This is a genomic window from Streptomyces taklimakanensis (genome assembly GCF_009709575.1).
Classification (GTDB): domain Bacteria; phylum Actinomycetota; class Actinomycetes; order Streptomycetales; family Streptomycetaceae; genus Streptomyces; species Streptomyces taklimakanensis.
In genome coordinates, this window is the sequence record NZ_WIXO01000001.1 from 1077484 (window position 1) to 1097613 (window position 20130).

Consider the following 20130-nt stretch of genomic DNA (forward strand, 5'->3'; position numbering starts at 1 on the left):
CCGCGCACACCGCGTCCGTGTGCGCTTCCGCACAGTGCGCCGTCGCAGGTCATCGCCGAGTTGACGCGTCCCCGTGGGCGTGGTGGACTTCCCGTTGCCCAACGGCGGCAGGAGAGGAAGCCGGTGCGAATCCGGCGCGGTCCCGCCACTGTCACCGGGGAGCGCCCCCCACCCAGCGTCACGGCCCGTACATCGGGTTGGAAGGCCGGGGGAAGCGCCGATCCGGGAGCCAGGAGACTCTCGCCGCCGGTCACGTCGAGCCAGGGCGAGGACCCTGAGTGAGGACACCGCCATGCACGGCAGCCTGCCCGCGTTCACACCCCCACGTTCCCCAGCACACGGAACCCCACGAGGTGTGACGGCCCGCTGACACGATGCGTGCCCACCGCACCCACCACGCGGCAGTCGTCTCCCCGGCCACCGTCACCTCCTCTCCCGACCCGACCGGTTCCACGGAACCCGCCCCACCCGGCCCCGGCGCGGGCCGGGCCTACGGGATGCTGCTGGGACACCTGCTCGACCTGGTCGTCGGCGACCCCCGCCGCGGGCACCCCGTCGCCGCCTTCGGACGTGCCGCCGCAGCGGTCGAGCGCCTGCTGTGGCGCGACCACCGCGGCGCGGGCGCCCTGTACACCGCCGTGTGCGCGGGCGGCGCCACGGCCGCCGCGGCGGTGCTGGAGCGCGCCGCGCGCCGGTCCCCCACCGCCCGCACCACGGTGACGGCCGCCGCCACCTGGTCGGTGCTCGGCGGCAGCGGCCTGGCGCGCGAGGCCCGGACGATCGCCGCCGCGCTGGAGTCGGGCGACGTGGAGGCCGCGCGCGCCCGACTGCCGCACCTGTGCGGCCGGGACCCGCGGGCGCTGGACGCCGACGGCATCGCCCGCGCGGTGGTGGAGTCCGTCGCCGAGAACACCTCCGACGCCGTGGTGGGCGCGCTGGTGTGGGGGGCGGCCGCGGGCGTGCCGGGACTGGTCGGCTTCCGCGCCGTCAACACCCTGGACGCGATGGTGGGCCACCGTTCACCGCGCCATCTGCGCTTCGGCTGGGCCTCGGCCCGGCTGGACGACGTCGCGGGCCGGCCCGGTTCCCGGCTGACCGCGCTGCTGGCCGTCCTCGCCGGTCCGAACCCGCGCGGCGCGGTGGACGCCTGGCGCGCGGACGCCCACCGCCACCCCAGCCCCAACGCGGGTGTGGTGGAGGCCGCGTTCGCGGGCGCGCTGGGCGTGCGGTTGGGCGGGCCGCTGTCGTACGGGGGGCGGGTCGAGCACCGTCCGGTGCTCAACGCCTCCGGCCGCCCGGTGCGCGCGGCGGACATCGAGCGTGCGGTGCGGCTGTCGCGCCGGGTGGGCGCGTTGGCCCTGGTGCTGTGCGCCGGCGCCGGCGCGCTGCGGGAGAGGGGAGCCGCCCGCCGGGCGGCTCGTCGGAAGGCCCCGGGGAGGGCACGGTGACGGACACGGTGACGAGCGGCCCGCGGAGCGCCGCGGCGGGCGTTCCGGCGGGCGGCGGCCTGCTGGTGGCGGGGACGACCTCGGACGCGGGCAAGAGCGTGGTCACGGCCGGCATCTGCCGTTGGCTGGCCCGCGCGGGCGTGAAGGTGGCGCCGTTCAAGGCGCAGAACATGTCGCTGAACTCCTTCGTCACCCGCGACGGCGCCGAGATCGGCCGCGCCCAGGCCATGCAGGCCGCCGCGGCCGGGGTGGAGCCGAGCGCGCTGATGAACCCGGTGCTGCTCAAGCCCGGCGGGGACCGCACCAGCCAGGTGGTGCTGCTGGGAAGACCGGTGGGCGAGCTGAGCGCCCGCGGGTACCACGCGGGGCGGCAGGAGAGGCTGCTGGGCACGGTCACCGAGTGCCTGGCCGAGCTGCGGCGCACCCACGACGCGGTGATCTGCGAGGGCGCCGGCAGCCCGGCCGAGATCAACCTGCGGCGCACCGACATCGTCAACATGGGTCTGGCCCGCGCCGCCCGACTGCCGGTCGTGGTGGTCGGCGACATCGACCGGGGCGGCGTCTTCGCCTCGCTCTTCGGTACCACCGCGCTGCTGTCGGCCGAGGACCAGGCGCTGGTGGCGGGCTACGTCGTCAACAAGTTCCGCGGCGACGTGGCCCTGCTCCGGCCGGGCCTGGAGATGCTGCGGGGCCTGACCGGACGACCGGTGCTGGGCGTCCTTCCGTACGCGCACGGGCTGGGCATCGACGAGGAGGACGGCCTGCGACTGTCGCTGCGCGGCACGGTGCGCGAGTCGTCCGTGGCACCGCCGCACGGCCGGGACGTGCTGCGGGTGGCGGTGGTGCCCGTTCCGTTGATGTCGAACTTCACGGACGTGGACGCGCTGGCGGCCGAGCCGGGCGTGGTGGTGCGCTTCACCGACCGCCCCGAGGAACTGGCCGACGCCGACCTGGTGGTGGTTCCCGGCACCCGGGGCACCGTCAAGGCCCTGGCCTGGTTGCGGGAGCGCGGGCTGGCCGACGCGCTGGCCCGGCGGGCCGCCGAGGGGCGCCCGGTCCTGGGGATCTGCGGCGGCTTCCAGATGCTGGGCGAGTGGATCGAGGACGAGGTGGAGTCCCGGGCCGGGACGGTCCGGGGGACGGGCCTGCTGCCGCTGCGGGTGCGGTTCGCCCCGGAGAAGACTCTGGCCCGGCCCGTCGGCGAGGCCCTGGGCGAGCGCGTGGAGGGCTACGAGATCCACCACGGCGTGGCCGAGGTGACGGGTGGGGACGAGCCGTTCCTGGACGGTTGCCGCAGCGGCTCGGTGTGGGGCACGCACTGGCACGGGTCGCTGGAGAGCGACGGCTTCCGGCGCGCCTTCCTGCGGCGGGTGGCCGCCGACGCCGGGCGGGCGTTCGTCCCGGCTCCCGACACGTCGTTCGCCGCGCTGCGCGAGGAGCAGCTCGACCGGTTGGGCGATCTGGTGGAGGAACACGCCGACACCGCGGCGCTGCTGCGGCTGATCGAGAACGGCGCGCCGGAGGGCCTGCCGTTCGTACCACCGGGGTCGCCGTGAGCGGAGCGAACGATACGACCGCCGTGAGCGGAGCGAACGATACGACCGCCGCAGGCGGAGCGAACGAGACGGACCGAACGACCACGACGAAGGGCCTACGCACCGATGGGGGTTCGATGAGCACGGTACTGCTGCTGTCCACCGCCGACACCGATTTGCTGGCGGCCCGCGCCTCCGGCGCCCCGTACCGCATCGCCAACCCCACCCGCGTCGACGTCACCGAGGAGTTGCCGACGCTCGTCGAGGGCGCGGACATCGCCGTCGTGCGTCTGCTGGGTGGCCGGCGCGCCTGGGAGGAGGGACTGGAGGCGTTGCGGGCCTCCGGTGTCCCGACCGTGCTGCTGGGAGGCGAGTCCGTCCCGGACGCCGAGCTGATGGCGATGTCCACCGTGCCGGCGGGCGTGGTGGCCGAGGCGCTGAAGTACCTGGTGGCGGGCGGGCCGGACAACCTGGCGGAGTTGGTCCGCTTCCTCTCCGACACCGTGCTGCTGACCGGCCACGGCTTCTCCGAGCCGCGGCCGATGCCCGAGTACGGCGTCCACGGCGACCGGAGACACGATCCGTCCCGGCCGACGGTGGGCGTGCTGTTCTACCGGGCCCACGAACTGTCCGGGAACACCGCCTTCGTCGACACCCTGTGCGACGCGATCGAGGAGCGGGGCGCCAACGCGCTCCCCGTCCACTGCGGTTCGCTGCGCGGCGCCGACCCCGGCCTGTACGAGCTGTTGGGCCGGGCCGACGCACTGGTCGCGACCGTCCTGGCCGCCGGTGGCACCCGCGCTGCGGACGCGAGCGCCGGCGGCGACGACGAGGCCTGGGACGTCGGCGCCCTGGCCGCGCTGGACGTGCCCGTGATCCAGGGACTGTGTCTGACCGGCTCCCGCGCCGCCTGGGAGGCGTCGGACGCGGCCCTGTCGCCGATGGACGCCGCGATGCAGGTGGCGATCCCGGAGTTCGACGGGCGGCTGATCACCGTGCCGTTCTCCTTCAAGGAGGAGGGTCCCGAGGGCGTGCCGGTCTACGTCGCCGACCCCGAGCGGGCCCGGCGCGTGGCCGGGATCGCGGTGCGGCACGCCGCCCTGCGGCGCAAGCCGAACGCCGACAAGCGGCTCGCCCTGGTCTTCACCGCCTACCCCACCAAGCACTCGCGGGTGGGCAACGCGGTCGGTCTGGACACCCCCGCCTCGGCGGTGGAGCTGCTGCGGGCGCTGAAGGCCGCCGGCTACGAGACCGGCGAACTGCCCGATACCGGCGACGAGCTGATCCACCGCCTGATCGCCGCCGGCGGCCACGACGTGGAGTGGCTGACGGAGGAGCAGCTCGCCGCCGCCCCGGCCCGGGTGCCGCTGGAGGACTACCGGGCGTGGTTCGCGACGCTCGACCCCGAGCTGCGCGACGCCATGCGCGAGCACTGGGGGGAGCCGCCCGGCTCGCTGTACGTGGCCGGCGAGGGGGAGGACGCCGAGATCGTCCTGGCCTCGCTGCGGTTCGGCAACGTGGTGGTGATGATCCAGCCGCCGCGCGGCTTCGGCGAGAACCCCATCGCGATCTACCACGACCCGGACATGCCGCCCTCCCACCACTATCTGGCGGCCTACCGGTGGATGGAGCGCACCTTCGGCGCCGACGCGGTGGTCCACATGGGCAAGCACGGCACGATGGAGTGGCTGCCGGGCAAGGGGCTGGGTCTGTCGGCCGGCTGCGCTCCGGACGCGGTGCTCGGCGATCTGCCGCTGGTCTACCCGTTCATCGTCAACGACCCCGGCGAGGGCACCCAGGCCAAGCGCCGCGGCCACGCCACGGTCGTGGACCACCTGGTGCCGCCGATGGCGCGGGCCGACTCCTACGGGGACCTGGCCAAGCTGGAGCAGTTGCTGGACGAGTACGCGCTGGTCTGCGACCTGGACCCGGACAAGGCGCCGGCGGTGCGCAGCCAGATCTGGACCCTGGTGCGGGCCGCCGAACTCCACCACGACCTGCGGGTGGAGGAGCAGCCGGACGAGGACGAGTTCGACGAGTTCGTCATGCACATCGACGGCTGGCTGTGCGAGATCAAGGACGTGCAGATCCGCGACGGCCTGCACGTCCTGGGCGGCGGTCCGGCGGGCGAACCGCGCGTCAACCTGGTGCTGGCCGTGCTGCGTTCGGCACAGATGTGGGGCGGTGTCGGCGGCGCCCTGCCGGGCCTGCGGGCCGTGCTGGCCGAGCACGTGGGGCTTCAGGAGGCCGAGCTGCTGGCCGAGCCGGGCGCCCGCGTCGAGGTGCCGAAGGCGCTCACGGCGCTGGCCGAGGGTCCGGCGCGCACCGCCTCCGACGCGATCGACCTGCTGGAGCACCTGGCGCGGCGCCTGGTGGAGGGCATGGAGGCCCGCGGTTGGGCGCGCGCGGCGGTCGGCGAGGTGACCGCCGAGGTGCTGGGCTCCGAGGTGCCGGGCGCGGTGCGGGCGTTGGAGTTCGCCGCGGACGAGGTGGTGCCCCGGTTGGCACGCACCACGGACGAGATCGGCAACGTCCTCCACGCGCTGGACGGCGGCTACGTCCCGGCCGGCCCCTCCGGTTCCCCGACGCGCGGCCTGGTCAACGTCCTGCCGACCGGCCGCAACTTCTACTCCGTGGACCCCAAGGCGGTCCCGTCGCGGCTGTCGTGGGACGTCGGCAGCGCGCTGGCGGACTCGCTGCTGGCCCGGCACCTGGCCGACCACGGCGCGTATCCGACGTCGGTGGGTCTGACGGTGTGGGGCACCTCCTGCATGCGCACCCAGGGCGACGACATCGCGGAGATCCTGGCCCTGCTGGGCTGCCGTCCGGTGTGGGACGACGCCTCCCGGCGGGTGACGGGCTTCGAGATCGTGCCGCTGGAGGAGCTGGGACGTCCGCGCATCGACGTCACGGTCCGCATCTCCGGCTTCTTCCGGGACGCCTTCCCGCACGTGGTGGGTCTGGTGGACGACGCGGTGCGGGCGGTGGCCGAGCTCGACGAGCCCGCCGAGTCCAACTACGTGCGGGCCCACGCCGACGAGGACACCGCCGCGCACGGTGACCGGCGCCGGGCCACGGCACGGATCTTCGGCTCCAAGCCGGGCGCGTACGGGGCCGGCCTGCTGCCGCTGATCGACGCCCGCAACTGGCGCTCGGACGCCGACCTGGCCGAGGTGTACGCGGTGTGGGGCGGCTACGCCTACGGGCGCGGGCTGGACGGTCGTCCGGCGCGCGGCGACATGGAGACGGCGTTCCGCCGCATCCAGGTGGCCGCCAAGAACGTCGACACCCGCGAGCACGACATCGCCGACGCGGACGACTACTTCCAGTACCACGGCGGCATGGTCGCCATGGTGCGCCACCTGACGGGCTCCTCCCCCGAGGCGTACGTCGGCGACTCCGCCGTACCCGACCAGGTGAGGACGCGGACGCTGGGCGAGGAGACCCACCGCGTCTTCCGGGCGCGGGTGGTCAACCCGCGGTGGATGGCGGCGATGCGGCGCCACGGCTACAAGGGCGCCTTCGAGATGGCCGCCACCGTCGACTACCTCTTCGGCTACGACGCCACGGCCGGGGTCGTGGACGACTGGATGTACGAGCGGCTGGCGGCGGAGTACGTCTTCGACGGGACCAACCGGGAGTTCATGGAGCGCTCCAACCCGTGGGCGCTGCGCGGCATCACCGAACGGCTGTTGGAGGCCGCCGACCGCGAGCTGTGGGCGGAACCGGACGCGGAGACCCTGGACCGGCTCCGGCAGGTCTACCTCGATCTCGAAGGCGACCTCGAAGGCGACCTCGAAGGCGATTTCGACGACGACGCGGAGGGCGACGCATGAGCACCCCTGTCACCACCGGCACCGGCACCACCGGCACGGCGGACACCGCCGGGACCGCGGGGTCCCGGACGGGCTTTCCGTTCACCGCGGTCGTCGGAATGGACGACCTGCGGTTGGCGCTGCTGCTGAACGCGGTCTCCCCGGCCGTCGGCGGCGTCCTGGTGCGCGGCGAGAAGGGAACGGCGAAGTCCACGGCCGTACGGGCGCTGGCCGCCCTGATGCCCGAGGTCGAGGTGGTCCCCGGCTGTCGCTTCTCCTGCGACCCGCACCGCCCCGACCCCGCCTGCCCGGACGGGCCGCACGGGGCGGGGCCCGGCGAGAGCCGGCCCGCGCGGATGGTGGAACTGCCGGTGGGCGCCTCGGAGGACCGGCTGGTGGGGGCGCTGGACATCGAGCGGGCCCTGTCGGAGGGCGTGAAGGCCTTCGAGCCGGGGCTGCTGGCCGCCGCGCACCGGGGCGTGCTCTACGTCGACGAGGTCAACCTGCTCCACGACCACCTGGTGGACCTGCTGCTGGACGCCGCCGCGATGGGCGCCTCGTACGTCGAGCGCGAGGGCGTCTCGGTGCGGCACGCCTCCCGCTTCCTCCTGGTCGGAACGATGAACCCCGAGGAGGGGGAGCTGCGTCCGCAGCTGCTGGACCGCTTCGGACTGACCGTGGAGGTCACCGCCTCCCGCGAGCCGGACGAGCGGATGGAGGTCGTGCGGCGGCGCCTGGCGTACGACGAGGACCCGGCCGCCTTCGCCGCCCGTTGGGCCGGTGAGGAGACCGCGCTGCGGGAGCGGATCGCCGCGGCCCGCGCCCTGCTGCCGGCGGTGCGGCTGGGGGACGCCGCGCTGCGGCAGATCGCCGCGACCTGCGCGGCGTTCGAGGTGGACGGCATGCGGGCCGACATCGTGATGGCGCGCACCGCCGGCGCGCTGGCGGCCTGGGCGGGACGCACCGAGGTGCTCGCCGAGGACGTGCGGCAGGCCGCGCTGTTGGCGCTGCCGCACCGTCGGCGTCGCAACCCCTTCGACGCGCCCGGCCTCGACGAGGAGAAGCTGGACGAGACGCTGCGGCAGTACGGCGACGACGGGGAGGGGGACGACCCCGATCCGGACGGTCCCGACGGCGGTCCCGACGGCGGTCCCGGCGGTGGGCGGCCCCCGCGGGGCGGACCGGAGGAGTCCCCCGGCACCCCGGACTCCCCCGCCCCCTCCGATCCTTCCGATCCCTCCGCCTCCTCCGATCCCTCGCAGCCGTCCGAGCCGTCCGAGCCGTCCGTCCCGGAGCAGTCCCGCGGCGGCGGGCCCGGCCGGGAGGACGGCGAGGGGAGCGACCGCCGAGGCGGCACGGCCGGCGAGCGCACCCCCGCCCGCGCGGGCGAGCCGTTCCGCGCCCGCGCCCTGCACGTGCCCGGCGTGGGCGAGGGCGCGGCCGGGCGGCGCTCGCGGGCCCGCACCGCACAGGGCCGCACCACCGGCGCCCGCCGTCCCCGGGGCTCGCTGGGCAGGCTGCACCTGGCCGCGACCGTTCGGGCCGCTGCCCCGCACCAGCGGGCGCGGGGGCGTTCCGGGCCCGGCCTGGTGGTCCGCCGGGACGACCTGCGCGAGGCGGTGCGCGAGGGCCGCGAGTCCAACCTGGTGCTGTTCGTCGTGGACGCCTCCGGTTCGATGGCCGCTCGGCAGCGGATGGGCGCGGTCAAGGGCGCGGTGCTGTCGCTGCTGCTGGACGCCTACCAGCGCCGTGACAAGGTCGGTCTGATCACCTTCCGCGGGCGGGGCGCCGAGGTCGTCCTGCCGCCCACCTCCTCGGTGGACGCCGCGGCGGCGCGCCTGGAGTCGCTGCCCACCGGTGGCCGCACCCCGCTGGCCGCCGGGCTGCTGAAGGCCCGCGACGTGCTGCGGGTCGAGCGGTTGCGCGATCCCGCGCGACGTGCCCTGCTGGTGGCCGTCACCGACGGCCGGGCCACGGAGAAGGGGATGCCGCGAAGCGCGCCGGCCGACGGTGGCCGGGCGACGGGCGGAGCCGGGCCGCCGGCGCGGGCCCGGCAGGCGGCCCGGCTGCTGGCCGCCGACGGCACCGCGTCGGTGGTGGTCGACTGCGAGGCGGGGCCGGTGCGGCTGGGGCTGGCGGGCGCGCTCGCCGCCGAGTTGGGCGGGCCGGCGGTGACCCTGGAGGAGCTGCGCGCCGACACCGTGACCGGACTTGTCCGTTCCGTTCAGAATCCCGACCAGAGCCGCAGGAGGGCCGCGTAGTGCCGCAGGGACAACCGAGCGTCGTACCCGACGACGGACTCACCACGCGCCAGCGCCGCAACCGCCCGTTGTTGGCGGTGCACACGGGCGTCGGCAAGGGCAAGTCGACCGCCGCCTTCGGGCTGGCGCTGCGCGCCTGGAACCAGGGCTGGCCGATCGGGGTGTTCCAGTTCGTGAAGTCCGCCAAGTGGCGGGTCGGCGAGGAGCGTGCGCTGCGCGTGCTGGGCGCGAGCGGCGAGGGCGGCACCGTCGCCTGGCACAAGATGGGCGAGGGCTGGTCGTGGGTCCAGCGCGACATCGAGTCCAGCGAGGAGGCCGCGCGCGAGGGCTGGGAGCAGGTCAGGCGCGACCTGGCGGCCGAGACGTACCGGCTGTACGTGCTGGACGAGTTCACCTATCCGATGCACTGGGGTTGGGTGGACACCGACGAGGTCGTGGAGACGCTGCGGAACCGTCCCGGCACCCAGCACGTGGTGATCACCGGGCGGAACGCGCCGGAGGCGCTGCTCGACGCCGCCGACCTGGTGACCGAGATGGCCAAGGTCAAGCACCCGATGGACACCGGTCAGAAGGGCCAGCGGGGCATCGAGTGGTGAGCACCGGATGAGTACGACCGTTCCCCGGCTGGTGGTCGCCGCGCCCTCCTCGGGCAGCGGCAAGACCACCGTCGCCACCGGGCTGATGGCCGCCTTCTCGGCGGCCGGGCTGACCGTCTCCCCGCACAAGGTGGGTCCGGACTACATCGATCCGGGCTACCACGCGTTGGCCACCGGACGCGTCGGCCGCAACCTCGACGCGTACCTGTGCGGCCCGGAGCTGATCGCGCCGCTGTTCCTGCACGGGGCGGCCGGCGCGGACCTGGCCGTGGTCGAGGGCGTGATGGGCCTGTACGACGGGGCCGCCGGCCAGGGGGACGCCGGACCGGGCGGGCGGGGGGACCTCGGCTCGACCGCGCAGGTGGCCAAGCTGCTGCGGGCGCCGGTGGTGCTGGTGGTGGACGCCTCCTCGCAGTCCCGTTCGGTGGCGGCGCTGGTGCACGGCTTCGCCTCCTGGGACCCCCAGGTGCGCGTCGCCGGAGTGATCCTCAACAAGGTGGCCTCCGACCGCCACGAGGAGCTGCTGCGCGAGGCGCTGGACGCCTCGGGGGTGCCGGTGCTGGGCGTGCTGCGCCGTGCCCGCCAGGTGCGCACTCCCTCCCGTCATCTGGGTCTGGTGCCGGTGGCCGAACGGCGGACGGAGGCCACCGAGTCGGTGGCCGAGCTGGCGGAACGGGTACGGTCCGGCTGCGATCTGGAGGCGCTGCTCGCCCTGGCGCGCTCCGCGCCACCGCTGCCGGAGGAACCGTGGGAGCCCCCGGCCCCCGCCCCCGTGCCGCGCGTGCGACCGGTGGTGGCCGTCGCGGGCGGACCGGCCTTCACCTTCTCCTACGCCGAACACGCCGAGCTGCTGCGGGCGGCCGGCGCGGAGGTGGCCGTCTTCGACCCGCTGCGGGACACCGAACTGCCGGCGGGCACGGCCGGGCTGGTCCTCGGCGGGGGGTTCCCGGAGGTGTACGCGCCGGAGCTGTCGGCGAACGAGCCGCTGCGCCGGGCCGTCGCCGAGCTGGCCGCCTCGGGAGCGCCGATCGCCGCCGAGTGCGCCGGACTGCTGTACCTGGCGCGGGAGCTGGACGGCGCGCCGATGTGCGGGGTGCTGGACGTGACCGCGCGGATGACCGAGCGGCTCACCCTCGGCTACCGCGAGGCCGTCGCCGTCTGCGACAGCGTGCCGGCCGTCGCCGGGACACGGGTGCGCGGTCACGAGTTCCACCGCACGGTGGTGGAACCGGAGGCGGGTGCCTCACCCGCGTGGGGGCTGTCGTGGGGTGGCTCCCGGCCCGGGCGGCGGTTGGAGGGTTTCGTGCGGGGTGCGGTGCACGCGTCGTACCTGCACGTGCACTGGGCCGCCGAGCCCTCCCTCGCCCGGCGGTTCGTCAACGGGTGCGCCGAGGGCGCCCAGAGCGTCGGAAAGGGTGTGCGGCATGAGCGGCAGCGGTGACGGAGGAGCGCCCCGGCTGGTGGGCGTCGGAGTGGGACCGGGCGATCCGGACCTGGTGACCGTCAAGGGCGTCAAGGCGCTGCGCTCGGCGGACGTGGTGGTGGTGCCGGTGATGGAGGACGGCGGTACGGGCCGGGCCGAGGCCACCGTGCTGCACCACGTGTCGCACGAGCGGATCGAGCGGGTGGTCTTCGCGCTCAACGAGCGCAGCGACCGGGCCCGCCGGGAGGCCGCGTGGGACGCGGCCGGCGAGCGCGTCGCCGAGCTGCTGCGCGCCCGCGGCACCGTGGCCTTCGCCACCATCGGGGACCCCAACGTGTACTCCACCTTCACCTACCTCGCGCAGACCGTCGGCGAGCTGGTGCCCGAGACCGTGGTGGAGACCGTGCCCGGCATCACCGCGATGCAGGACCTGGCCGCGCGCGGCGGGGCCGTGCTCACCGAGGGGACGGAACCGCTGACGCTGGTGCCGGTGACGGCCGGAACGGCGGCGCTCCGGCAGGCGCTGGAGGGGCCGGGGACGGTCGTGGCGTACAAGTTCGGGCGGCGGGCCCGCGAGGTCGCCGCCGCGCTGCGCGCCACGGGCCGCACCGAGGGCGCGGTGTGGGGATCGTCGTTGGGGCTGCCGCAGGAGTCGATCCGACCGGCGGCGGAGCTGGAGGCCGAATCGGCCTCACCGGACGCCGAACTGCCTTATCTGTCCACACTGATCGCCCCCGCCCGCCGCGAGAGCCGAGGAGGCAAGCTGTGACCACCGCACCGAGCACCGACACGCACCGCTCCGGCAAGGTGACCATCGTGGGCGCCGGCCCCGGCGCCGCCGATCTGCTCACCTTCCGCGCCGCCCGGGCCATCGCCGAGGCCGACGTGGTGATCTGGGCGGCCAGTCTGGTGCGCGAGGAGGTCCTCGAACACGCCCGGAAGGACGCGGAGATCCTGGACTCGGCGTCGATGTCCCTGGAGGACGTCGTCGCCGTCTACGAACGGGCCGCCCACGAGGGCCTGCGGGTGGCGCGCGTCCACTCCGGCGATCCGGCGCTGTGGGGCGGCACCCAGGAGCAGGTGGACCGCTGCGCGGAGCTGGGCGTCGAGGTGGAGATCGTGCCCGGCGTGTCCTCGTTCTCGGCCGTGGCGGCCATCGCGGGGCGGGAGCTGACGATCCCGGAGGTCGCCCAGTCGGTGATCCTCACCCGGCTCGGCGGCGGCAAGACGCCGATGCCGCCCGGCGAGGAGGTGCGGGAGTTCGCCCGGCACGGCACCACCATGGCCGTCTTCCTGTCGGCGGCGCGCTCGGGACAGTTGGCGGTGGAGCTGTTGGAGGGCGGTTACCCGACCGACACCCCGGTGGTGATCGCGCACCAGGCGACCTGGCCCGACGAGCTGGTGCTGCGCTGCACCGTCGGCACCCTGGAGGAGACCGTCAAGGAGCACCGGCTGTGGAAGCACACGCTGTTCCTGGTCGGCCCCGCGCTGTCCGCCTCCGGCACCCGCTCGCACCTGTACCACCCGGGGCACTTCCACGGCCACCGCCGTGCCGAGCCCGAGGCGCGGCGGGCCCTGCGGGCGGCCCGGCGGGAGGGCCGGGCGGCGAACGCTCCCGTCCCCTCGGAGGCCGGCCGTGGATGAGCGGCCGGCGCCGGGAACGGACCGGGGCCCGGGGAACCCAGCGCGCCGGACTCCGGACGGCGGCCCGCGCCGCGGCACCACACCGGGCCCCGAGCTGCGGGAACCGGACCTGCCGCGGACCGCCAAGCAGCGGCCGAAGGCGTTGCGCACCGGCTGGACGACCGGCACCTGCGCCTCGGCGGCGGCTCGCGCCGCCGCGCTGCACCTGGTCACCGGCGAGCCCCAGCCGTGGGTGGAGGTCGCGCTGCCCTCGGGACGGCGCGTGACGTTCGCGGTGGAGTGCTCGACCGAGCTGCGCCCCGGGCGCACCGAGGCCGTGGTGGTCAAGGACGCCGGCGACGACCCCGACGTCACCCACGGTTCGCGTCTGACCGCCACGGTGAGCCGGCGGGACGAGCCCGGCATCGAGCTGCACGGCGGGGTGGGCGTCGGCGTCGTCACCCGGCCGGGGCTCGGTCTGGAGGTGGGCGGCCCGGCGATCAACCCGGTGCCCCGCGCCATGATCAGCCAGGCGGTGGGCGAGGTCGTCGACGTCACCGAGCACGGCGTGGACGTCACCATCAGCGTGCCGGACGGCGAGAAGCGCGCCCGGAAGACCACCAACGCCAAGCTGGGCATCATCGGCGGCATCTCCATCCTCGGCACGACCGGGATCGTGCGGCCGTTCTCCACCGCCTCCTGGCGGGCCAGCGTGGAGCAGGCGGTGTCGGTGGCGGCCGCGCAGGGCGCGCCGGCCGTGGTGCTGTGCACCGGCGGCCGCACCGAGAAGGGGGCCATGGAGCTGCTGCCGGACCTGCCGGAGGTGTGCTTCGTCGAGGTCGGTGACTTCACGGGCGCCGCGCTGCGGCGGTCCGTCGAGCACGGCATGGGCCGGGTGGTGTTCGTCGGCATGGTGGGGAAGCTGACCAAGCTGGCCTCCGGGGTGTTGATGACCCACTACACGCGGTCGAAGGTGGACACCTCCGTCCTGGCCGACGTCACCCGCGCGGTGGGCGGGCCGGAGTCGGTGGCGGAGGAGGTCGCGGCGGCCAACACCGCCCGCCACGCCTACGAGCTGTGGGACGCGGCGGGACTGCTGCCCGCCGCGGGCGCCGAGCTGTGCCGCCGGGTGGCGGACGTGCTGGAACGCTTCGTCGACCGCCGGGTCACGGCGGAGACGGCCCTGGTGGACTTCACGGGCCGCGCGGTGATCGCCCTCCACTCCGCCGACGGGGGGCTGCTGCCGTGATCACCGTCGTGGGCACGGGCACGGGAGCCACGCCGGCCGGCGGGACCGACTGGCGGGGGGTGTCCCTGGCCGTGGGCGCCCGCCGCCACCTGGAGGCCGCCGGGGTGCCCCCCGGAGTGCGGAGGGTGGTGCTGGGCCCGCTGGCACCGGCCCTGGACGCGGTGGAGGAGTATCTCGCCGCCGGCCGAGTGGTGGTACTCGCCTCCGGCGACCCGGGGTTCTTCGGGATCGTCCGGGCGCTCGCCGAACGCTTCGGCCCCCGCGCCCTGGACGTGCGGCCCACCGTGCCGTCCGTGGCCGCCGCCTTCGCCCGCGCCGGGCTGCCCTGGGACGACGCGGCCGTGGTCAGCGCGCACGGACGCGACCCGCGCACCGCCGTCAACGTCTGCCGCGCCCACCCCAAGACCGCCGTGTTGACCGGACCGGGCGCGGGCCCCGCCGAGCTGGGCGCCGCGCTGACCGGCACCGGTCTGCCGCGCACCCTGGTGGTGGCGAGCGCCCTGGGCACGCCGCACGAACGCGTCGAGCGCCTCTCCCCCGCCGAGGCAGCCGCGCGCGTCTGGCCCGACGCGGTGAACGTGGTGCTGTGCCTGGACGAGTCCCGGGCCCTGGCCCCGGCGCCCCGCGCGCTCGCCGGCCCGTACCGCCCGCCCGCGGGGTGGGCGCTGCCCGAGGAGGCCTTCGAGCACCGCGACTCGATGGTCACCAAGTACGAGGTGCGGGCCCTGGCCCTGGCCCGGCTCGGGCCGCGCCCGGGCGATCTGGTCTGGGACGTCGGCGCGGGCTCCGGTTCGGTCGCGGTGGAGTGCGCGCGGCTGGGGGCGGCTGCCATCGCCGTGGAGCGCGCCGCCGACGGCGCCCGGCGCTGCCGGGCCAACGCCGCCGCCCACGGTGTGGACGTCCAGACCGTGCACGGCTCCGCGCCCGACGTGCTGGCGGATCTGCCCGACCCCGACGCGGTGTTCGTCGGCGGCGGGGGCCGGGACGTGGAGTCGGTCGTCTCCGCCTGCGCCCGCCGCGCCCGTCGGGCCGTCGTCGTCACGCTCGCCGCCCTGGACCGGGTGTCGGCCGTGCGGGCCGCGCTCGACTCGGCCGGACTCGACTGCGACGGCGTGCTGTTGCAGTCCTCCCGTCTGGCTCCCCTGCCCGGCGACGTGCTCCGCCTCGCCGCCCGCAATCCCGTCTTCGTCCTGTGGGGCACTCGCCCCGCCCCCGAAGGAGCGTTCTCGTGAACCCCCCGAAAGGCCCGATCGGTCTCGTCTCCGCCACCGCCGCCGGACGGCGCGCCCGCGATCGGCTGGCCGCCGCCTGGCCCGGTGAGACCCGCGTCTACGACACCACCGGGGACGGCGCCGGCGGTGGCGCGGGGCCCGGCAGCGTACGCGACGCGGTGGCCCGCGCCTTCGCCGAGTGCGACCGGCTCGTCTGCTTCCTGGCCACCGGCGCGACCGTGCGCCTGGTCGCCCCGCTGTTGGGCGACAAGGCGAGCGATCCGGGCGTGGTGTGCGTGGACGAGGCCCAGCGGTACGCGGTGGCCCTGCTGGGCGGCCACGCGGGCGGCGCCAACGAACTGGCGCACGCGGTGGCCGAGGCCCTGCCCGGCTGCCGGCCCGTCGTCACCACCGCCACCGACGCCGTCGGCGTGCCCGGCCTGGACACCCTCGGCATGCCCGTCGAGGGCGCCGTGGCGGCGGTCTCGCGGGCGATCCTGGACGGCGGACCCGTCCGTCTGGTGCGGCACGTCGCCTCCCCCCTTCCGGCAATGCCACCCAACGTAACCGAGGCCACCGACAACGGCACCGAGCGTGACGAGGATGGTCACGTCCTGCTGGTCAGCGACCGTGCCGTGGTGCCGGACGACCGCACGGCCGTGCTGCGGCCCCCCGTCCTCTCCGTCGGGGTGGGGGCCAGCCGGGGCGCACCCGCCGACGAGGTCACCGACCTGGTGGAGCGGTCGCTGGCCGACGCCGGTCTCTCGCCCCGCTGCGTCGCCGAGCTGGCCACCGTCGAGGCCAAGGCGGAGGAGCCGGGCATCGTCGAGGCGGCCCGGCGGCTGGGCGTGCCGGTGCGGACGTATCCCGCCGACGCGCTGGCCGCCGTGCCCGTCCCCCACCCCTCCGACGCGCCGCTGGCCGCCGTGGGCACTCCGAGCGTGGCGGAGGCCGCCGCGCTGCTGGCCTGCGGCGAGGAAGCCGAACTGGTCGTCCCCAAGCGGAAGTCGGAACCGGGGGGACCGGGGGCAAGAGCCGCGATGGCGACCTGCGCCGTGGCGCGGCGCCGGCCGCGCGGCCGCCTGGCGCTCGTCGGCCTCGGGCCGGGCGCCCGCGACCTGCTCACCCCACGCGCCCGCGAGGAGCTGCGCCGCGCCTCGGTGGTCGTCGGCCTCGACCAGTACGTGGACCAGGTCCGCGACCTGCTGCGCCCGGGCACCCGGGTGCTGGAGTCGGGGCTGGGCGCGGAGGAGGAACGCGCCCGCACCGCCGTGGCCGAGGCCCGCGCGGGCCGCGCCGTGGCGCTGATCGGCAGCGGGGACGCCGGGGTGTACGCGATGGCCTCCCCCGCCCTCGCCGAGGCATCGGCGGACATCGACGTGGTGGGCGTCCCCGGGGTCACCGCCGCGCTGGCCGCCGCCGCGCTGCTGGGCGCGCCGCTGGGCCACGACCACGTCTCGATCAGCCTCTCGGACCTGCACACGCCCTGGGAGGTGATCGAGCGCCGGGTGCGGTCGGCGGCCGAGGCGGATCTGGTGGTGACGTTCTACAACCCCCGCAGCCGGGGTCGCGACTGGCAGCTTCCCAAGGCGCTCTCCCTGCTGGCGGAGCACCGCGCCCCCCACACGCCCGTCGGTGTGGTGCGCAACGCCTCGCGCCCCGGGGAGCGGGTCACCGTCACCACGTTGGGCGAGCTCGACCCGGACGTGGTCGACATGATGACCGTGGTGACCGTCGGCAACACCGCCACCCGCGTTGTCGCCGGACGCATGGTCACCCCGCGCGGCTACCGCTGGCAGGAGGGCTCGTGACGCTCCCTCCCGGGCCGGTCGTCACCGCCCCGACCTCCGCCGCCCCCGTGACCGTCACCGCGCGCTGCGCCGGCTGCGGCGCCTGTCTGCTGACCTGTCCGGTCCACGCGATCCGTCCGTCCGGCGGCACGCTGCTGGTGCGGGCGGAGACGTGCACCGGCTGCCTGGAGTGCGTCGAGGTGTGCCCCGTCGATGCCATCGAGGAGACCGCCACACCGGCCCGCGCGGGAGACACCGTGAGCGACGCACGCGCGGCCACCCCACCGCGGACCACCACCCCGCGCCCCCTCGCCGCGCGGGCGGAGAAGCTCACCCAGGAGACACCGTGAGCGACGCACGCGCGGCCACCCCACCGCGGACCACCACCCCGCGCCCCCTCGCCGCGCGGGCGGAGAAGCTCATCGAGGAGGCACCGTGACGTCGCCGACGCCGCCGCCGTCGTCCCGCACCGTCCACCCCATCGAGGAGGAGTCGTACCGCATCCTGCGTTCCCGACTGGACACCTCGCATCTGCCCCCGCTGACCCGGGCCGTGGTGGAGCGGGTGGTCCACTCCAGCGCCGATCCGGCCTACGCCGACGACCTGGTCACCGACGAGGGCGCGCTGCGCGCCGCGCACACCGCCCTGCACGCCGGCGCGCCGGTCGTGGTCGACGTCGAAATGGTCGCCGCCGGGATCACCCGCCGCAGGACGGTGTGCCGGCTGTCCGACGCCTCGGGCGGCCCCGGACTGACCCGCTCGGCGCACGCGGTCCGGCTGGCCCACCAGGAGGTCGGTCCCGGCGCGGTGTGGGTGGTCGGCTGTGCGCCCACCGCCCTGTTCGAACTGCTCGACCTGGGCGTCGATCCCGCCCTGGTCATCGGCCTGCCCGTCGGTTTCGTCGGTGCGGCCGAGAGCAAGGAGGCGCTGCGGGCCAGCGGTCTGCCGGCCATCAGCAACGTCTCGGAGAAGGGCGGCAGCGCGGTGGCCGCCGCCGCCCTCAACGCCCTTCTGTACACGCCCTCGGACGTCCCGCCGCCGACCGCGGCGCGGCCCTCCGTCACCACCAAGGAGATCTCGTGACCACCCCGCCCGCCCTGCTCCTCGTCGGCCATGGCACCCGTGACGACGCCGGCGCCGAGGCGTTCCGTTCCTTCGTGCGCGACCTCGGCCGGCGGCGGCCCGACCTCCCCGTCGCGGGAGGGTTCATCGAGCTGTCTCCGCCGCCGCTCGCGGACGCCGTCTCCGACCTCACGGGCCGGGGCGTGCGGCGCTTCGCCGCCGTTCCGCTGATGCTGGTCTCGGCCGGGCACGCCAAGGGCGACATTCCCGCCGCGCTGGCCCGTGAGAAGCTCCGCCACCCGGGCACCTCCTACGCCTACGGTCGTCCGCTCGGACCGCACCCGTCCCTGCTGGAGGTGCTGGAGCGCCGGGTGGACGAGGCACTGGCCGACCCCGGCCGCGACCTCGGGACGCCGGGCGGAACGGGAAGCTTCCCGGGCGACCGCGCCCGCACGACGGTGCTGTTGGTGGGCCGCGGCTCCACCGACCCCGACGCCAACGCCGAGGTACACAAGGCCGCCCGTCTGCTGTGGGAGGGACGCGGCTACGCGGGCGTGGAGACGGCGTTCGTCTCGCTCGCCGCGCCCGACGTCCCCGCCGGTCTGGAGCGCTGCCGGCGGTTGGGCGCCGACCGGATCGTGGTGCTGCCGTACTTCCTGTTCACCGGGATCCTGCCGGAGCGGGTGCGGCAGCAGGCCGAGGGCTGGGCGAAGGCCCATCCGGAGACCGAGGTCCGCTGCGCCGACGTCATGGGCCCCACCGACGAGTTGGCGGAGCTGGTGTGGGAGCGGTACGAGGAGGCCGTCCGGGGCGACCTGCGGATGAACTGCGACACGTGCGTCTACCGCGTCGCGCTGCCCGGCTTCGAGGACAAGGTCGGCATGCCGCAGCAGCCGCACCACCACCCGGACGACGACGGCCACCACCATCACCATCACGGCGGCCACGCCCATGCGCACTGAGTCGGCGGAGCGCGCCAAGGCGGTTCCGGTTCCGCCCGACGCCGGTGCCCGGCGGCGATCGCCCGAGCTCCGGCACGACCTGCGCCACCACGGTGACGCGGAGCTGCGGGACGCGGGCGCGGACCTGGTGGACCTCGCCGTCAACGTCCGCGCCGGTACGCCCCCCGCGTGGTTGAGGGAGCGGATCGCCACCTCGCTGGGCTCGTTGGCCGCCTACCCCGACGGTCGGGCCGCGCGGCGCGCGGTGGCGGCCCGGCACGGGTTGCCCGAGGAGTGCGTGCTGCTCACCGCGGGCGCGGCGGAGGCCTTCGTGCTGCTCGCCCGTGCCCTGCCCGTCGCGGCCGACGACGCCGAACGTCCGGTCGTGGTGCATCCGCAGTTCACCGAGCCGGAGGCCGCGCTGCGCGACGCGGGCCACGAGGTGCGACGCGTCGTCCTGTCCGAGCGGGACGGCTTCCGGCTCGATCCCGGTCTCGTCCCCGAGGGAGCCCGCGCGGTGGTCGTCGGCAACCCGACGAACCCCACGTCCGTGCTGCATCCCGCCCCCGTCCTGCGGGCACTGGCCCGACCGGGCCGGACACTGGTCGTGGACGAGGCGTTCGTGGACGCGGTGCCGGGCGAGCGCGAGTCGTTGGCCGCGCGGGTCACCGAACTGCCCGGCACCACCGTGGTGTTGCGCAGCCTGACCAAGACCTGGGGACTGGCGGGGCTGCGCGTCGGCTACGTGCTCTCCGACCCGGTCACCGTCGCCCGGTTGGAGCGTCACCAGCCGCTGTGGCCGGTCTCCTCCCCCGCGCTCGTCGCGGCCGAGGCGTGCTGCGCCCCGGCCGCGCTGGCCGAGGCCGAGCGGGCGGCGCGGCAGACGGCCGCGGACCGCGCGTACCTGACGGGCCGGTTGGCGGAGTTCGGCACGCTGCGCCGGGCGACACCGGATCCGCGGGCGTCCTTCGTGCTGGTCCGACACCCCGACGGGGCCGTCCTGCGGGAGCGGCTGCGCGCGGAGGGCATCGCGGTGCGGCGCGGCGACACCTTCCCCGGCCTGGACGGTCGGTGGTTGCGGATGGCCGTACGGGATCGGGCGACGACGGACCGCCTGGTGCGGGCCCTGGCCCGGCTCGGCGTCCGCTGAACGCGAGGGGCGGCGGGGTCCGGGCC

General features: G+C 75.8%; 15 protein-coding genes and 1 riboswitch. All 15 genes read left to right on the plus strand.

All coding sequences use genetic code 11. The features are described from left to right. The first annotated feature begins 114 nt into the window (after nucleotides 1–114). A riboswitch (cobalamin riboswitch) is annotated at nucleotides 115–239 on the plus strand. Between the two features lie 258 nt (nucleotides 240–497). Beyond that, on the plus strand, nucleotides 498–1448 hold the full coding sequence (locus tag F0L17_RS04830) for a cobalamin biosynthesis protein (RefSeq protein ID WP_155073155.1): 951 nt from the start codon (nucleotides 498–500) through the stop codon (nucleotides 1446–1448). Continuing rightward, nucleotides 1445–3004 carry a cobyric acid synthase gene (locus F0L17_RS04835; RefSeq protein ID WP_338017950.1) on the plus strand — a complete coding sequence of 520 codons (1560 nt, stop codon included), beginning with the start codon at nucleotides 1445–1447 and terminating at the stop codon, nucleotides 3002–3004. The genes F0L17_RS04830 and F0L17_RS04835 overlap by 4 nt, the downstream gene beginning before the upstream one ends. A 116-nt stretch (nucleotides 3005–3120) precedes the next feature. Next, on the plus strand, nucleotides 3121–6819 hold the full coding sequence (cobN, locus tag F0L17_RS04840; protein ID WP_155070103.1) for a cobaltochelatase subunit CobN: 3699 nt from the start codon (nucleotides 3121–3123) through the stop codon (nucleotides 6817–6819). A gap of 98 nt (nucleotides 6820–6917) precedes the next feature. Continuing rightward, nucleotides 6918–9059: a putative cobaltochelatase gene (locus tag F0L17_RS27390; RefSeq protein WP_238420184.1), complete on the plus strand. Its 2142-nt coding sequence runs from the start codon at nucleotides 6918–6920 to the stop codon at nucleotides 9057–9059. Then, the gene (gene cobO / locus F0L17_RS04850; RefSeq protein WP_162465801.1) at nucleotides 9059–9655 is read left to right on the plus strand and encodes a cob(I)yrinic acid a,c-diamide adenosyltransferase; all 597 of its coding nucleotides are present in this window, start codon (nucleotides 9059–9061) and stop codon (nucleotides 9653–9655) included. Before F0L17_RS27390 ends, cobO begins: the two co-directional genes overlap by 1 nt. Nucleotides 9656–9662: 7 nt before the next feature. Beyond that, nucleotides 9663–11096, plus strand: coding sequence for a cobyrinic acid a,c-diamide synthase CobB (locus F0L17_RS04855; RefSeq protein WP_155070106.1), 1434 nt, complete (start codon nucleotides 9663–9665; stop codon nucleotides 11094–11096). Next, a complete protein-coding gene (gene cobI / locus F0L17_RS04860) occupies nucleotides 11080–11847 on the plus strand; it encodes a precorrin-2 C(20)-methyltransferase (RefSeq protein WP_155070107.1) in 768 nt (255 codons plus the stop codon). Before F0L17_RS04855 ends, cobI begins: the two co-directional genes overlap by 17 nt. Further along, a complete protein-coding gene (cobM, locus tag F0L17_RS04865) occupies nucleotides 11844–12722 on the plus strand; it encodes a precorrin-4 C(11)-methyltransferase (RefSeq protein WP_162465802.1) in 879 nt (292 codons plus the stop codon). The genes cobI and cobM overlap by 4 nt, the downstream gene beginning before the upstream one ends. Then, the gene (locus tag F0L17_RS04870; protein WP_162465803.1) at nucleotides 12715–13950 is read left to right on the plus strand and encodes a cobalt-precorrin-5B (C(1))-methyltransferase; all 1236 of its coding nucleotides are present in this window, start codon (nucleotides 12715–12717) and stop codon (nucleotides 13948–13950) included. The genes cobM and F0L17_RS04870 overlap by 8 nt, the downstream gene beginning before the upstream one ends. Next, nucleotides 13947–15182, plus strand: a complete 1236-nt coding sequence (cbiE, locus tag F0L17_RS04875) for a precorrin-6y C5,15-methyltransferase (decarboxylating) subunit CbiE (protein ID WP_162465804.1) — start codon at nucleotides 13947–13949, stop codon at nucleotides 15180–15182. The genes F0L17_RS04870 and cbiE overlap by 4 nt, the downstream gene beginning before the upstream one ends. Continuing rightward, complete coding sequence (gene cobJ / locus F0L17_RS04880; protein ID WP_338017951.1) at nucleotides 15179–16972, plus strand: precorrin-3B C(17)-methyltransferase; 1794 nt, start codon at nucleotides 15179–15181, stop codon at nucleotides 16970–16972. Before cbiE ends, cobJ begins: the two co-directional genes overlap by 4 nt. Further along, nucleotides 16969–17301, plus strand: a complete 333-nt coding sequence (locus F0L17_RS04885) for a 4Fe-4S binding protein (RefSeq protein ID WP_162465805.1) — start codon at nucleotides 16969–16971, stop codon at nucleotides 17299–17301. Before cobJ ends, F0L17_RS04885 begins: the two co-directional genes overlap by 4 nt. An 85-nt stretch (nucleotides 17302–17386) precedes the next feature. Then, nucleotides 17387–18034: a precorrin-8X methylmutase gene (locus tag F0L17_RS04890; protein WP_162465806.1), complete on the plus strand. Its 648-nt coding sequence runs from the start codon at nucleotides 17387–17389 to the stop codon at nucleotides 18032–18034. Beyond that, nucleotides 18031–18975, plus strand: coding sequence for a CbiX/SirB N-terminal domain-containing protein (locus F0L17_RS04895; protein ID WP_162465807.1), 945 nt, complete (start codon nucleotides 18031–18033; stop codon nucleotides 18973–18975). Before F0L17_RS04890 ends, F0L17_RS04895 begins: the two co-directional genes overlap by 4 nt. Next, nucleotides 18965–20104 carry an Rv2231c family histidinol phosphate aminotransferase CobC gene (gene cobC / locus F0L17_RS04900; protein WP_155070109.1) on the plus strand — a complete coding sequence of 380 codons (1140 nt, stop codon included), beginning with the start codon at nucleotides 18965–18967 and terminating at the stop codon, nucleotides 20102–20104. The genes F0L17_RS04895 and cobC overlap by 11 nt, the downstream gene beginning before the upstream one ends. The last annotated feature ends 26 nt before the right edge of the window (nucleotides 20105–20130 follow it).

Coding starts and splice junctions, on each gene's coding strand:
- F0L17_RS04830 (WP_155073155.1), top strand. CDS start 498: ATGCTGCTGGGACACCTGCTCGACCTGGTCGTCGGCGACCCCCGCCGC.
- cobN (WP_155070103.1), top strand. CDS start 3,121: ATGAGCACGGTACTGCTGCTGTCCACCGCCGACACCGATTTGCTGGCG.
- F0L17_RS27390 (WP_238420184.1), top strand. CDS start 6,918: ATGGACGACCTGCGGTTGGCGCTGCTGCTGAACGCGGTCTCCCCGGCC.
- F0L17_RS04855 (WP_155070106.1), top strand. CDS start 9,663: ATGAGTACGACCGTTCCCCGGCTGGTGGTCGCCGCGCCCTCCTCGGGC.
- cobI (WP_155070107.1), top strand. CDS start 11,080: ATGAGCGGCAGCGGTGACGGAGGAGCGCCCCGGCTGGTGGGCGTCGGA.
- cobC (WP_155070109.1), top strand. CDS start 18,965: ATGCGCACTGAGTCGGCGGAGCGCGCCAAGGCGGTTCCGGTTCCGCCC.